This window comes from Bradyrhizobium sp. S3.12.5 (genome assembly GCF_040548225.1).
GTDB lineage: Bacteria > Pseudomonadota > Alphaproteobacteria > Rhizobiales > Xanthobacteraceae > Bradyrhizobium > Bradyrhizobium cytisi.
Window position 1 is genome coordinate 196667 of record NZ_JBEPRF010000006.1, and the last position, 14559, is coordinate 211225.

Annotated in this window: 13 protein-coding genes and 2 tRNA genes; 9 read left to right on the forward strand and 6 right to left on the reverse strand. The window is 62.3% G+C overall.

The features are described from left to right. Window positions 1–4 precede the first annotated feature (4 nt). A complete protein-coding gene (locus ABIC09_RS10655) occupies window positions 5–1648 on the forward strand; it encodes a hypothetical protein (protein ID WP_354109229.1) in 1644 nt (547 codons plus the stop codon). A 15-nt stretch (window positions 1649–1663) separates the two neighbouring features. Here ABIC09_RS10655 and ABIC09_RS10660 read toward each other — a convergent pair. After that, window positions 1664–1738: transfer RNA gene (locus tag ABIC09_RS10660), tRNA-Glu, on the reverse strand. Between the two features lie 228 nt (window positions 1739–1966). On the opposite strand from ABIC09_RS10660, the gene ABIC09_RS10665 reads away from it, so the two are divergent. The 3 genes from ABIC09_RS10665 (at window position 1967) to ABIC09_RS10675 (ending at window position 2683) form a co-directional block, all read left to right on the forward strand. Then, on the forward strand, window positions 1967–2221 hold the full coding sequence (locus tag ABIC09_RS10665) for a PilZ domain-containing protein (protein ID WP_148753893.1): 255 nt from the start codon (window positions 1967–1969) through the stop codon (window positions 2219–2221). A 110-nt stretch (window positions 2222–2331) separates the two neighbouring features. Next, window positions 2332–2508 carry a hypothetical protein gene (locus tag ABIC09_RS10670; protein ID WP_502916463.1) on the forward strand — a complete coding sequence of 59 codons (177 nt, stop codon included), beginning with the start codon at window positions 2332–2334 and terminating at the stop codon, window positions 2506–2508. A gap of 7 nt (window positions 2509–2515) precedes the next feature. Then, window positions 2516–2683: a hypothetical protein gene (locus ABIC09_RS10675; protein ID WP_187435159.1), complete on the forward strand. Its 168-nt coding sequence runs from the start codon at window positions 2516–2518 to the stop codon at window positions 2681–2683. Between the two features lie 118 nt (window positions 2684–2801). On the opposite strand, the gene ABIC09_RS10680 is transcribed toward ABIC09_RS10675, so the two are convergent. Both ABIC09_RS10680 and ABIC09_RS10685 read right to left on the reverse strand, forming a co-directional pair. Beyond that, window positions 2802–3440, reverse strand: coding sequence for a glutathione S-transferase family protein (locus ABIC09_RS10680; protein WP_354082791.1), 639 nt, complete (start codon window positions 3438–3440; stop codon window positions 2802–2804). 292 nt (window positions 3441–3732) lie between these two features. Next, window positions 3733–4185, reverse strand: a complete 453-nt coding sequence (locus tag ABIC09_RS10685; RefSeq protein ID WP_148753895.1) for a VOC family protein — start codon at window positions 4183–4185, stop codon at window positions 3733–3735. A 178-nt stretch (window positions 4186–4363) separates the two neighbouring features. Between ABIC09_RS10685 and ABIC09_RS10690 the strand changes: the two genes are divergently transcribed. The 4 genes from ABIC09_RS10690 (at window position 4364) to ABIC09_RS10705 (ending at window position 6350) form a co-directional block, all read left to right on the forward strand. After that, the gene (locus tag ABIC09_RS10690; RefSeq protein WP_354109230.1) at window positions 4364–4648 is read left to right on the forward strand and encodes an H-NS family nucleoid-associated regulatory protein; all 285 of its coding nucleotides are present in this window, start codon (window positions 4364–4366) and stop codon (window positions 4646–4648) included. A 539-nt stretch (window positions 4649–5187) separates the two neighbouring features. After that, window positions 5188–5421: a hypothetical protein gene (locus ABIC09_RS10695; RefSeq protein WP_354109231.1), complete on the forward strand. Its 234-nt coding sequence runs from the start codon at window positions 5188–5190 to the stop codon at window positions 5419–5421. Continuing rightward, window positions 5415–5639, forward strand: a complete 225-nt coding sequence (locus tag ABIC09_RS10700) for a hypothetical protein (protein ID WP_354109321.1) — start codon at window positions 5415–5417, stop codon at window positions 5637–5639. Before ABIC09_RS10695 ends, ABIC09_RS10700 begins: the two co-directional genes overlap by 7 nt. 15 nt (window positions 5640–5654) lie before the next feature. Next, complete coding sequence (locus ABIC09_RS10705; RefSeq protein ID WP_354109232.1) at window positions 5655–6350, forward strand: hypothetical protein; 696 nt, start codon at window positions 5655–5657, stop codon at window positions 6348–6350. Between the two features lie 201 nt (window positions 6351–6551). On the opposite strand, the gene ABIC09_RS10710 is transcribed toward ABIC09_RS10705, so the two are convergent. Then, a complete protein-coding gene (locus ABIC09_RS10710) occupies window positions 6552–7019 on the reverse strand; it encodes a DUF1281 family ferredoxin-like fold protein (protein ID WP_354109233.1) in 468 nt (155 codons plus the stop codon). A gap of 186 nt (window positions 7020–7205) precedes the next feature. Here ABIC09_RS10710 and ABIC09_RS10715 point away from each other — a divergent pair, with 186 nt between their 5' ends. Continuing rightward, window positions 7206–7886, forward strand: a complete 681-nt coding sequence (locus ABIC09_RS10715) for a transposase (RefSeq protein ID WP_354109234.1) — start codon at window positions 7206–7208, stop codon at window positions 7884–7886. A gap of 259 nt (window positions 7887–8145) precedes the next feature. Here ABIC09_RS10715 and ABIC09_RS10720 read toward each other — a convergent pair. Together ABIC09_RS10720 and ABIC09_RS10725 are read right to left on the reverse strand one after the other, a co-directional pair. Beyond that, a tRNA-Ile gene (locus tag ABIC09_RS10720) sits at window positions 8146–8221 on the reverse strand. Between the two features lie 69 nt (window positions 8222–8290). Further along, window positions 8291–14074 carry a cadherin-like domain-containing protein gene (locus tag ABIC09_RS10725; RefSeq protein ID WP_354109235.1) on the reverse strand — a complete coding sequence of 1928 codons (5784 nt, stop codon included), beginning with the start codon at window positions 14072–14074 and terminating at the stop codon, window positions 8291–8293. Between the last annotated feature and the right edge of the window lie 485 nt (window positions 14075–14559).

The following is a 14559-nucleotide window of genomic DNA, read 5'->3' on the forward strand; positions in this document are numbered from 1 at the left end:
GACGATGATGTCGGCCGATTGCAGTTTTCCTGACGCGCGCCTGAGCGGGAGGGGCCGAACATCGCTGATCCTCATCGCGCCGTCATTGTATCTGGCGGCGACGTTGCTCTATTCGGCCTGGCAGGCGGTCTGGGGTGTCCAGGTCGATCCTGAATCGGCCTACACCATGAACGGGCTGGTGGCGGCGGCCGGATATGGCTCGCTGAAATTCGATCATCCGGGAACGACGACGACTTTGCTCGTCGAGCTGGTCATCAGGGGTTGGGCCTTGGTCGCCCGGCCCGATGATATCGTCGCGTTCGGGCTCAAGCACTACGATGCGATCACCACCGCGGCGCGGACTTGCGAGGCGCTGGTGCTCTCGGGCGCGTTGCTGGCAGGCGGGCTCATCGTCGGCCGGACGACGCGGAGCGCCATTGCCGGCTTGCTGTTTCAGGCCGGCGCGTTCGTTCATCCCGATGCGTTTCACTTTCAGACGGTGCTCGCTCCGGAAAGCCTCATGGTCGCGATCTCCCTGTTCGGCATGGCGATCGTGCTCAAGGCTGTGCTCGACGAGCGACCGCCGGCGACCAGCCTCGGCGTCGTGTCCGGTTTGATTTTCGCGCTCGGCTTCTCGACCAAATATCTCTATTTGCCGCAGGCGCTGTTCGCCGTGTGCCTGCTGAGAAGCCGGCGGGCGTTCGTCGCCGCCTTGATCACCGGGGCGATCGGCTTCGTTGGCTTCAGTCTGATCTTCAATCCCGGAACGATCACGCGCGGGTTCGGATGGCTTGTGCAAGTCGCAACCCACAAGGGCCATTACGGCGAGGGCGAGACCGGATTCATCGACTTCGCGACGTTCTGGTCCAACATGCGCGAGATCATCGCGGCCGTGCCGTTCGCGGCGGGCACCTACATCGCAGCCGCGGCCGTGGTGCTCGCCTGGTGCATCAAGACGCGCGAGTGGCGCGATCCGGTCAGCCTCACGCTTAGCGCCGCCGTCCTGATCTTTGCGGCGTACCTCGTGGCGACGTCGAAGCATTTTGCGCTGCATTACATGATGGCATCTTGGGCGCTGACGGGCGGCGTCCTCGTCCTGATCGTGGTGCAGACCAGGCGTCTGGTTCCGGCCATCCCGGCGGTGGCGCTATCCCTGTTGGCGGGCAGCCTGTGTGCCGCTACGACCGCGGTGACGCTGATCGACGCCAGAACCGTCGCGCTGCAAACCTCGCGCGCGAATGCGATCGGGGCCAGGCTCTCGGACGCCGTGGTCGCTGCCGGTCCCGCTTGCGCCAACGTCTCCGGCATGTTCGTGCGCGCGCCGGAGAACGACATGAACCACGGCTGGGACATGACCTTGCAGCTCTGGGGCGACCAGGCGATGCGGGAGAGGTTCTCTGCTGCCTATGAGCGCGCCTTCACGGTCGCCCTGCTGGACCACAACACCTACACGCGCGTCCTGAAGCGCAATTTTCGCACCACCAGCTACGCCAAGCTCGCCGCGGACTATCCCTGCATCATCGTCCGCGCACCGTGGGAGCTCAACGAGCAAACGTCGATCGGGCTGCTGGCGCTCAATCCGGACCATTGCGTGATCGAGGGGATCCACGTCTATACGATCGGGCTCGCCTGCGCGAAGGTGCGCGAGAGCTTCCTGGGCGAGCGGTGAGGGATGGGGGCTGCCTGGCGCTCCCTAGCGGAATCGAACCGCTCTCTCCACCGTGAAAGGGTGGCGTCCTAACCGATAGACGAAGGGAGCAAACGCAAGGCCGGGCCGCATTTGGCGACAGGCCTGCCGGCCGCGCGAGTCGTGCCCGGCGGCTTGCAGCGGGCGAACGTATAGTGGCCTTTGGCCCCGTGGGCAAGCCGTTCCGGAACGCTGTTTTGGGCCCGGTGGATAGCGCGCCCCGGGATCATTCGGGCGGCGATTTCAACCGTTTCTTAGGGTTCCCTGGGCTAGCGCTGGAGCGGGAGAGATTTTTCGCCAATGCCACAGCCCAAGAAGCGCGCAAGCCGCAAGCTGCTGTCGCAGCACGCCTGGATCACGCTCGCGGGCGGATTCGCGGCGCGGCATTGCCTGGTCGAGGACATCTCGGCCTCGGGCGCCAGGATCACGCTGGACGAGGACGCGAGCCAGCTGCCGGGCGTGATCCGGATGGCATTTGCACGCGATGCCCGGACCGGGCGGAGCTGCCAGGTGGTGTGGCGCCGCGGCAAGTCGGCCGGCGTCAAGTTCCTCTGACGGCGGCCCGGATGGCGCCGGGCGCGGGTCCGGGCTACAAGGCGCAGATGCGCGCGACCGTCCTCTTTCTGATCTCTCTCGCTACTACCTCCTCAGCCGGGGCCGAGACCTTGCGCTTGCCGCCGAGCGAGCAGCCGCAGTCGGGCAAGGCCCTGCCGCTGAAGGGCGCCGCCGGGTCTGCGAGACCCAACGGCTGCGCCGCCTATGGCCGGGGCTTCACCATGGTCGAGGGGACCTGCGTCAAGATCGGCGGCGCGGTCAGCGTCGGCACCACGGTCGGGCGCTGAGGGGCCCATGTCGCCGGACCTGTTGCGGCTCGATCTCCTCGTCCCCGCGCTGATGTATTGCGCGCTGCTGTGGTGGGTCGGACGCGGGATGTCCTGGACCGCGAAGATCTCCATTGCGATCGTCACCCTGGTGCTGATCGTCGTCGTCGTGCTGGTCGAGCGCGGCCGGCACTAGGCCGCCCGAACAGAAAACGCGAAAACAACCCCATGCACAGTAGAGGCCAGGCGCGGGCAGTTTGCGCGCTCATAGCGATTTCGCGCGCGCTCACCGCAGCTTAAGCCGCGTCAGCGGGTCACGACATCGGCGGGGCCACGTGCTGCGCAAATCCGGGTCGCTTGCCGAGCTCGGCGAGCCACCGCGTCAGGTTCGGCTGCGCCGGCCGGGTGATGCCCTCGACGCCGAGCCAGCGTCGCGCATAGGCGCCAACAGCGATGTCGGCGAGCGTGAACTGGTTGCCCTCCATGAAGGGCCGCGTGGAGAGCAGGCGATCGGCGATCGCCCAGACCTCGGCGGCCGCATCGGCATCCCTTTGGATCTTGACCATGTCGCGCTCGGCGGGCGGCGTGCGCACGATGCCCCAGAACACCGGGCGGTCGACCGGCTGCACCATCGACAGCGTCCAGTCGAGCCAGCGGTCGACGCCGGCGCGCAGCTTTGGCGCCTCCGGATAGATCGGCGTGCCGCGCCCATGCGCCATGCAGAGATAGCGCATGATCGAGTTGGATTCCCACAAGCTGAAGTCGCCCTCGACCAGCGTCGGGATCCGCGCATTGGGGTTCATCGCGAGATAGCCGGCCTCGCGGGTCTTGCCGTATTCCATGCCGGCGTCGATGCGCTGGTAGGGCAGGGCGAGCTCGGCGAGGCACCACAGCACCTTCTGCACGTTGACCGAATTGGCGCGGCCCCAGATCGTCAGCTTCGTCTCTGGCATGTCGTTCCTCCCGCAGCGTTTCGTTTTCGCGCGGGTGATAGCGGAATTTCGCGAAGTCAGCGAGCCGCGATTGCCGCGAGCCCCTCATGCAAAAAGCTCCGCCCGCGGCGGAGCTTTCATGGCAGGGTCGATCAGGCAATCAATGGCCGAAGAACAGCCACAGCAGAATGATCACCGGGATCGGCACACCCAGCAGCCACAACAATAATCCGCGTCCCATTGTTTCCTCCTCCAATCGCATCGTTGGGGAGTGAACGCGGCGGGCGAGGGCCTTGTTCCTGTGGCGAGAGCCTTACCAGTGACCGGTATTCGGCATCGACGCCCACGGCTCGGCCGGCGCCTTCGGGTCGCCCTTCTGGAGGATCTCGATCGAGTGCAGATCGGGCGAGCGCACGAAGGCCATGTTGCCGTCGCGCGGCGGACGGTTGATGGTGACGCCGGCCTTCATCAGCTTCTCGCAGGTTAAGTAGATGTCGTCGACCTCATAGGCGAGATGGCCGAAGAAGCGGTCCTCGCCATAGGTCTCCTCGTCCCAATTCCAGGTGAGCTCGACCAGCGGCGCACCGCGCGTTTGCGGCTGCTTCTTCAGCGCCTCGAGATCGTCCGACGAGCACAGGAACACCAGCGTGAAGCGCCCCTTGTCGTTCTCGATCCGCCGCACCTCCTTCAGCCCCAGCGCATCCTGGTAAAACTTCAGCGCGACATCGAGATTGCGCACGCGCAGCATGGTGTGGAGATATCGCATGGTTGTTGCTCCCTTGGATGGATGGAGGGTTTTTGGCGGGGCGATGAATAGCAGCAAAATGCACCAAAGGGCACGGGTAAAGTGCGGATAACGTGCGGGTCTGTTCTGCAGCCGTTCGCACCGCTATGCCCTTGGTGCTTTCAAGTTTGAGATGGCTTCATGGTTGCAGGAGGCCACCATGCAAATCGAATCATTTTCCATCGAACAACTCGCCGAACTCCGTAACAGAGTGAATACGTTGCTCGCCGAAAGGGTATCTGACCGACAGCGCGAGCTTTCCAGTGAGGCTGAACGGCTCGGCGCACTCATTGCTCATCAGCAGAAACAAAAGCCCCCTAAAGCCGCTCTCACGAAGCCGAAGTATCAGAAGGGCGAGAACGCTTGGTCAGGTAGGGGCACTCAACCGGCCTGGGTGAAACGGCACCTGGCTTTGGGCGGTACGCTCGACGAATTGGTAGCTTGATTCTAACGCGATCGATCTTACATTCTCGCGACCAGTTCTTGCTGGGTCATGTACGTCAAAGCCTTCATCTCGGCCTCGTGGACAATTGCCGTTGGGCTCCTTGCATCGTTTGTTTGGTTCAACCTCTCAGGCATGATGGAGATTAACATGCAGGTACACGTGGAAATTCTGGGACTGCTCACGGCGCTGCGGGGAGCCCTAAACGGCCAGCCGTCCAAGTAGTCGATTTGAAGTGATGCACATGCCTCGGTTTGAAAGACCGTGAGTGGGGCGAAAGCCCTATCCCCGCACCAATCCAAAAGGGCGCCCCCGTGTGGCGCCCTTTTTCGTGGGCCGCTGGGTCACGGCCACAAGCACAAAGCCTGTTTGAGCCCGTGTCTGTTCGGAAAGCCCGGTGTCGAGACCCAGCCATCGGGTGGGTTGGGGTTTCTGAATAGCGCCTCGGCGGGGCGGCATCCGATCTTTTACGAACAAGTTCCGACTCGACTCAGAGTTCTGTTTTTGTTCTCATCGGCCATCTTTAAATCACGGGACGGACCATGCCGGACATCGACTACATCCGGGGCGAAATCGAACGCATGCGCGCCCAGGTGGGGCGACAGCGGAAGGAGATCCTCCAGCTCCAACGGGCCGGGATACCCTCGGCCTCGGCGGAAGCCCTGCTTGAGCGCATGCTGGCCAAGATCGACACCCTGTGTGGGCAGCGGTACGAACTGAGGAAGGCGGAGCCGCACCACAACAAGCGCCGGGTTCTTGGAGGCCGTAGCTGGTGAAGCGGTACTTCTCCGACGAACCTGAGCTGTCGCCTTTCCTCAAAGCCCTGAATGAGGCTCGCCACCTGGCCACACGGGAAGGTTGGTGCCGGGCGCATGTCGAGGCCATCATGGTCTCGATCGACCAGTACGCGGAAGCCGCGACGGGGAATCGCGAGTATTTCCTGAACAAGCCCCACTCAATTGGTGGTAGTAGCAAGGCCGGGGACATTCCGTAATGGGGTACGGCAACAATGAGTTGGCTGAGCGAGGCCGTCCATCAAATCTCTTGGTCGAGTGCTGCTGGCGTTCTATTCGGCGCGGCCATAAGCGCTGCCGTCTCTTATACACTCCAGCGAACCTCTTTTGCCGAGGCGCGCAAGCAAAAGGAAAAGGACAGGTACGAGGTTCGGAAAGCGCAGGCGTACTCGTTATTCTTCAAGATGATCCGTATTCATTCAACGATCGCAATCATCGACGCGACGCTGACGGACTTCGTGGAGCGGGGCAAGAAAAGCGGATTTGCATCGCTCTGGCAGGCCGTACTTCCGCTCGGCAACCTGCCGGATAGGGTGAAGTTCACACCCGAGGAAATGGCGTTGGTGTTGTCGTTAGATGACAAGTTATTCAACGAACTCGGGCCTTACGACGAGATACACAACAGCCTAATCGATACCTACCAGTCGTACGGAACGAGAAGAGTATCGGCCCTTTCAAAGTTTGGCACCGACGAAATGGAGGGCGGCACGGGGACGCACAAGCTCTCGGCAGAGGAAGTCGCTTGGCTTAAGCCGCGGGCTTACGAACTGAATAGCCTGGCCGAAGGGATGATCGAACGCGCACGGCATGATCGCGCCGAGTCGAAAGGTTTGCTTGAGCGCATTCACGCACTCTTCGCGAAAGAATTTAAGTTTAGTCCCAAAATCGAGTTTAGGGAGCCGACGGTTTAGCCGGGCCGCACGTTCCCGGCACTATTTCACGATCATTAGTCAGGAGTGTTTCTAGCTTCTTTTGAGCCCTATGGGTCTCATCTTAAATTCAGCCATGCGTATCTGATTTTTCGTGATGAGCGCATGCAAGCCTTCGATTGTGATTTCCTTATCGGTGGAGCGTTCAATCGCAGTTGTCATCTATGGTGGCTTCTGATCGGTTTACAGGTAGCCAACGGCTTCACAGCCGTCCTCGCGATAAAACATCCAAAAAGTCAGGTCAGGATATTTGATGCGAATAGCCTCAAGCCATTGGCTCGGCGGCGACCATGCGGTTTCAAAGTGAACCTCTAAATTGTCGTCACTCTCGTTGACGAGATTGATTTCACAGGCATCCCACTTTGTGCCCCACATCGCGCAGCTCCACTCGTACCAATCCTTATGGCCTGTTTCCGCAATCGCTTTAGCTTGAATTTCCTTGTACTCCGGCGTCTCCATCTGCGACCCACATCCTGAAATAGTTTGGTCAAGAATAGCCGGACGGGGAATTGTCAGATTGAATAATCCCTTTTCAGCATTGGGCGTGCATGCTTCGGTCACACATTGCCGAAATTCTGCGTACTGCTTCTTTGCTTCATCAGTATCGTGGTCGAATGAAACTCTCAGTTCGTTTGAGCACCAGTTTGGCACATGATTAGCTTCTCACTGATTGCTCTTGAAGAGCACGCAGGATTGCGTGACCGTTTACCGGCATATGCATGTTGGACCACAGCCACGCCGCTACTGTCTCGACAGTGAGCAGGTTGGGCCATTCGCCGGAATTACGGTGACAGTGCACTAAATTGACATCGCGCGGCTCTGCGGTCATGATGGTTCATGGCCCGTCTCGCCCGTGTCGTCATTCCCGGTCATCCCCACCACGTCACCCAGCGCGGCAATGGCCGGGCGCGGACGTTCTTGGGCGATGACGACTATGCGCTCTATCGCGACCTGCTCGCGGAGAGCTGCCGGGCGGCGGGGGTCGAGGTGTGGGCCTGGTGCCTGATGCCGAACCACGTGCATCTCGTTCTGGTCCCGTCCGATACGGACGGGCTGCGCCGCGCACTTGCACGCGTGCACCGGTCCTATGCGGGCGTGATCCAGGCGCGGCGCAAGCGCACGGGGCACTTCTGGCAGGGGCGCTTCGGCGCGGTGGCCATGGACGAAGAGCATCTGGCGGCGGCATTGCGCTACGTATCGCTCAACCCGGTGCGCGCCCGGCTGGTGAAGCGGGCGCAGGATTGGCGTTGGGCGAGCACGCGTGCGCATCTGCGCGGCAAGGCCGACGGGGTGACTGCGCTCGCGCCGATCAGGGATCGCTTCCCGCGTTTCGCCGACCTGCTCGCCAGCACGCCGGAGACGGACCTGTTCGACCGGCTGCGTGCCGCGGAAAGCATCGGCCGGCCGCTCGGAAATGATCGTTTCCTCGCCCGCCTCGAGCGGCTGACCGGGCGGTCTCTAAAACCAGCCAAGCGCGGACCGAAGCCGCAGGACGAGCAGGGTGGCGACGACGAGTGAATTGAGTGCACTGTCACCGAAATACGATGGCGAGCAAATTTAGTGCAGTCCAGCACTGTCACCGTAATTTCCGGGCTGGATCCTAACGCTGGAGACGTCACATCGCTCACCTTGAGGTACACAGCGGCGACGCGACTCCTGGCCGGGCAGGATCCGCCCAAAAGCATCCATGCCGGCGCCCCCTGTTACTTTGCACGGGGGTGTCTTCGATATTTGAGTTGCGGGCGCGAGCCGTGGTCGGCCTTGCGGTTGGGAAGCGTGGTGGGCCCGGCAGGACTCGAACCTGCAACCAGACCGTTATGAGCGGCCGGCTATAACCGTTGAGCCACAGGCCCCGCCGCGATCCGGCTGCGGGAATGCTTGCCCGGTCAATCTGAACGGGCCGCGATCTCTTTGGCAAACGCTCAGATCATGTGCCAGTCGTGTACGGAGATCGCCGACGCATGATCATGCGTCGCATCGCTTAGCCTTTGCGCGAAAGTTTCGTTGCCGAGGCTCACGAGCATGTTGTCCTGCGGTCCAACCCGCCAGGCATCCGCAAACAGCCCTTCGATTACCTTGGTGCTTGGATTGACCAGCCACGAGCCATTGGCAAGGCCGAAATCGTTCCTGGCGTTGCCGTCGAGATTGCCGAGCAATCCCTCGAAACTGCCGGGCCCGCGGGCGCTTCCCGCATGCACGGAAAGATCGAGATAGCTGCCGTGATCGGTCATCTGAACGAAGTCGAGCAATGTCTCGATCTGATGCGTCGTCGCTGTCGCCCTGCCGATGACGACACCATCTCCGAGGTCGAGGCGGTCGCCGACCGCGAACGTGACGGCATGGCCGTCGACGAGCATCGTGCTCGGCTTGGCCTCGTCGAACACAATGAGGTGGTCGCCCGCCTCGACAGCGACGGCTGTCAGATAACTGACCCCGGTGTGCCCCAGATTTTCAGCGCGTCCCTCGATCTCGAATTCCGGGCCTGACGTCGCGTGGGCGATGACATAATCGCCAGTCGACTGCAGATTGAATTTGAATCCATCGAACGAAGTGTAGTGAACGTCGCCCCAGCCGCCCCCGGTGGTGCCTGACTTGACGGTGACGCCAACGGTCCCGGTGGCCAGGCCGCCATGACCGTCGGAAACCGTGTAGTCGAACGCCGCGACGCCACTGTAGCCGGCATCCGGCGTAAAGGTGACGGTATCGTGGGCGGCATCGAACACCACGTTGCCGTGGGTCGCGTGACCGACACTGACCAGGCTCAGCGTGTCGCCGTCGGGATCGGTGTCGTTGGCGAGAAGTGCGGCGGCCGATGTGACGAGCGGCGTATGTTCCTGTGCGGTGACGTGATCACCGCCCGCGGTGGGCACCCCATTGGCGGCCGCCGACAGCGTGGTCGAGATCTGATCCGTGTTGCCCGCGAGGTCGGTGGCCGACGCGACCAGCGTGTGATCGCCGACACCGTGGAGCGTGACATCAGCGTGCCAGCTGCCGTCGGAGCCTACAATCGCGGTGCCGAGCACCGATCCGCCTTCGCTGATCTGGACGGTCCGCCCGGAATCCTCAAGCCCGGCGGTGCCGGAGATTTCGGTTGGCCTGTCCGTGATGGTGGGTCCGGTTGGCGCGGCGAATGCGAGATCCGGCGCCACGGTGTCGTAAGTAAACTCGATCTCGCCGGCGGCCGAGACGGATCCGGCGGCATTGGTCTGGGTAACGCTGACGTGGTGGACGCCCTGCGTGAGGCCAGCGGGGTCATAGGAAGCAACGACGCTTCCATCCACCGTATAGGTGAGTGTCGCCCCGGGGACCGCCGCGACCGCAATGGTTGCATCGTTGGTGACGCGGTCGGTGCCGGACGCGCCGGAATCGTGGGCAAGTGTCAGCGTCGGAGCCGCGGGTGTCGCGATGGCGACGGTGACGCCGACCGTCGCCGTGGCCAGGCCGCCATGGCCGTCGGAAATCGTGTAGTCGAACGCCGCGGCGCCACTGTAGCCGGCATCCGGCGTAAAGGTGACGGTTTGATTGGTGGCATCGAACACCACGTCGCCGTGGGTCGCGTGACCGACACTGACCAGGCTCAGCGTGTCGCCGTCGGGATCGGTGTCGTTGGCGAGAAGTGCGGCGGTCGATATGACGAGCGGCGTATGTTCCTGTGCGGTGACGTGATCACCGCCCGCGGTGGGCAACCCATTCCCTGTCTCGACGCCATCCACAAAGGCCGCGACCACGGCGTTGAGCAGCACGGGGTCGCTCTCCGCCTGCGTGACGGCGTCCACCGCGCTTCCCTGGACCGCCGTTTCCACGAACGCCACGTCGTCTAACACCGTCGGAGAGGTGGAGAGGTGCGCCAGGCTCGTATTGGTCGCGGCCGCGACATGCGCGACAGCATCGGCGACCGCCTCACTGAGCCCCGCCGCAGTGGCCATTGCGGTCAGTTGCGCGACGCTCGTGAGGTCGACGGCGCTCTGGGTGCTCAACTGTCCCGCGACGGCGCGGATCGCGTTGAACGCCGTCTCGCTCGGGTCCTGGCCCAAACCGACGAGCGCGGCCGCGATCAACGAGACCGTGTCCTGCACCTGTGCGCCGGCGATCAGCACGGCGATTGCATCCGCGTTGCCGGCGCCCGCCTGCGCGACCGGGTCGGCGTGCAGGAGATCGAAACCGGTCGGCAAGCCAAGCTTCGTCAGCACCGTCCCGACGCTCAGCAGCGTCGCGAGCGTCGTGAGCGGCGTGAGCACGCTCGAACCTGCGGGAGCGAGAAGCAGCCCCCCGAACGGCAGGCCGGTCGAAACATCGGTCCCGCCGGTCGCCACCAACACCCCCGTTCCGCCGACGAGCGTGAAAGCGCCGTCCGCACCGGTGCGGGTGGAGACCTCGCCGGGGCTGAGCAACAAATCATCGTTGGCGTCGGCAAAAACCGTCGCGCCGGCGATATACCCGTCCACGACCCGACTGAGGCCACTTGGTCCGCCGGCAATCTTCACCATTTCGGCCAGCGTATGGTCGCCGTCCCGGAAAGTGAAATCGTCGATGCCGTTGATGGTCGCGACGCCATCCGGCGCCCCAGGGCGGGTGTCTCTGATCGTGAGGGTGCCGGAGATCGGGTCATAGCTGATGGCGAAATCCGCCAGGACGCCATCATATATAAGGTAATCCCGATCGCCGCCCGTATCGTCGTAGATGTCGTGGCCTGTAGAGGGGGCATAGAAATCGTTGCCGTCGCCGCCACGAAGAACATCGTCGCCGGGCCCGCCGGTGAGAGCGTCGGCGCCGTCTCCGCCAAACAGAATATTCCCCTCTCCAGCGATCACGGTGAGGGTATTGTTGCCAGCGCCGCCGTAGACCGTGTTGTGATTGCCGTTGACGGTGATCTTGTCGTCACCATCGTCGCCATAGGCGACGGCGTTGTCGCCATTGATCGTGATCTTGTCGTCGCCATCGCCGCCATGGGCCTCCGGCGCCGGTTCGCCGATCGGGACATTCGCGGTCAGGACGATCGTGTCGTTGCCGGCGCTGCCGAGCAGCATGTCGCTGCCGCCATTGCCATGGATGATGTCGTCGCCTTTCCCGCCATCGATGCGGTTTGGTCCGGAATCGCCGTCCAGACTGTCGCCGAAGTCGCTGCCGATCAGGTTCTCGATCGACACCAGCGTGTCGCCGGTACCGTCGCCTGCCCCGCCTTGCGGCCCGGTGAGGTGCAGATCGATCGTGACACCCACCGTCGAGCGCGAATAGGCCGCGGTGTCCGTTCCGGCCCCGCCATCCAGCAGGTCGCCGCCACCCATACCCAACAGCACGTCGTTACCGCCAAAGCCGTAGAGTTGGTCGTTGCCCACTCCGCCTTGCAGATAGTCATCACCATCCGTGCCCGGCCTGGTGAATCCATGCCCATCAGCGTTCACTATAGTGACCTTGTCGGCGACCACCCACTGCGACAAGCCGGCAAAGTAACCGCTCAGATACGAGAACAGGATGCGTCCATCGGTGAGTCGCATCGCCTGCAATGGAGGTTGGTCCAGTCCGATGCTATCCGGGAAGAAGTCACCGTCGTCGAGCTGTACCGGGGCTTCGCCTACCTTTTTGTAGAAGGCGTGATATTTGCCATCCTCGCCGCTCTGCGCGTAGTAGTCATACCCTGGGATGGCATAGGTATAGTTGACGTTCGAGTTGAACATTCCTCGATAGTCATCGCCCAGACTGGTTTCGCCAACCACGTCGCCGTCTGCCGAGATACCGGCGCGGTAAGCGAGGTTTACCGGGCTGCCATGGCTTATCAGCGATGAGGGCGCGTAGTACTCCACGTCGGCGCCGCCGCCGCTCGACGCATAGACCGAAAGATAATATGAGTCGCCGCCCGGTGCGAAGTGCGTCTGGTTGACGGTGAATTCGTCCCCGATCGGGGTGCCGGTGTCGTCCAGCAGACGGGCGAGGATGGCGTGGGTCCTGCCCTCTCCCCCGTTCGGGGAATCCCAGACAACGAGCGTCTTGCCGCTGCCGAGCCCGATCGCGCGGACCATGATGGCGTCCGACGGGCCGGTGTTGACCTGGACGCTATCCACCAGCGTGCCCGTGGCGTCGTAGCGGAAGGCGAGGATCCGGTGGGCGGGATAGTCCAGGGCCGAAAACCGCGTGGCGACAAACCCGCCTCCGGACAGCGGCGCCACCGAGACATACATGGGCGAAACATTGTCGGCCGGATTCGGTGTGATCGTGATGCTTGCCGAGGCTGTCACCTCAAGCGACAGCGGATCGATGGTCTCGAACTGCGCGCGGGTCGTGTTCTGCAGGCGCAGCACGTCGCGCGAGTCACCAGAGTTTCCGAAATCGAAGACCAGATCATTCCCGACCTGCTGGGCGTAGCCCATCAGGCTGGTCATGTCGTGAACCTGGGTCACCTGCGTCAGGTCGAGCTTGTCGTCGGTGATCGAGAAATCGGTGATGGTGGTGTGGTGATCACCCGGGGTGTAGACAAAGGCGTCACGGCCAGCGCCACCCGTCAGAACGTCGGTCAAGCTGACATAGATGCCGTTGCCGGTGCCGCCTCCATCCAGGAGATCGTCGCCGTCGCCGCCTTCCAACACGTCGGCACCGGTCATACCGTAGAGCCGGTCGTCTCCGCTATTACCGACCAGGTGGTTGTTGCCGTAATTGCCGGTGATCGTATCGTCGCCGCTGCCGCCGATCGCATTCTCTATCAGGGCATCGTTGGCGCCGCCGGAGTATCCATTGCCGGGATCGAACGCGATCGCGACGTTATCGGTCAGGCCCATCACGCTCGAATAGCCGCCCGGCGTCAAGTCGATCGTCTGGGCCTTGTCGTAGCCGGAGGCGTCAATTGTATCGTTTCCGCCGCCATCCCAGATGGTGAACACCGGATTCGCGTTTTTAGTGAAGTCGAAGAAGTCCCACCCGGCGGTTGAGTTATAGCCATAGGTGGTGTCGCCGTCGCGGGTGGTGAAGTCGGCGCCATATTTTTCCTGGATCGCCGCAATGTCGTAGACCATCGGGGTGGACGAGAAGAAGTTTGATGTGAGAGTTTCCGTGTTCGACCAGCCCGAGTCGTCTGTGTTCTCAGAGCCGAAATACGACATGATCGTATATTTGCGCTGATCCTCCAGAAAGGTCGCATTCGCATCGTAAGTTGGTTTGATGGCGTCTGAGGCATCGTAAGGATCAGGATGCGACAGACCCAGCGCATGCCCTATCTCATGCTCGAATGTATCCAGCCCGTAACTCGAGAAAGTCGCGATTGCACCGGTCTGCAGCGACGGCCATGTTGGATTGGCATCCATCCATATCGCTTGATGCTTGATCGAAAAATCGGAATAAGTCCCGAGAATGCTTCTCACATCGCCTGTCGAGCTGCCGAGAGTGGGCGCGGTGTACGTGCCATCCTTGGTCGTCGTGGTTGAGTAAGCGAACGTTATGTTCGCGGTATCGACCGTTGTCACCGCGACGAGGTTGATATTCGCGATCAGCTCATTCCAGATCGAAAAGGCCTCGGTCGCAGCCGCGGTCTGATCCGCGGCCATGGCCGTCCAGCCCTTGCTCTCGCCAGTCTTGCCGTCGCCTACGGCGGTGGTGTCGCCAATGAAGTAGCTGACAGTCGACTGGTCCCAGTCGTGGTAGGCGATATCATTTGTCGCCCACTGCGTCTGAAGCTGAGCGATAATTTGGTCCGTCGAATAAACCGGCTTGTCCGCCATCGAATTTAAACTCCTTCATCGCAATGGTTGACGTCCCCGGCAAAGCACAAACACTCAATCTGAAACGAGCGGCCGCTGCCTCCACCGTTCGGTTGACTTCGGTCCGATTTGGGCAACGCCGCCGCCTACGCTGGTCGCGAGACAGAGGGGCCACACTTGCGCGGCGAGGTGCCAAGCCCTGTCATTTCGCCCGTGGCGTCGGAGATGGTGAAATGTTCGGCGCTGGCGCCGGTTGAACGGGCAAAGGAGCCGCGGCTGCACCGGCGACATACAGAACGCTGACGGCGTGAGCGTTCTGATCCGGCGAGCGGGAGAAGGTGGCATTGACCCGCCACCGGTCGGATGCGGTGTACTGACGGCGAGGCCGGACGAACCTTTGAGATTTCCGTAGAAACCCGCTATCGACAGCCTGACGCACGAGCCAGCCGGCGACATTTGGCTGAGCACGGGACACGTAAGGGGCCGACGTCACGTATTAAAGGATG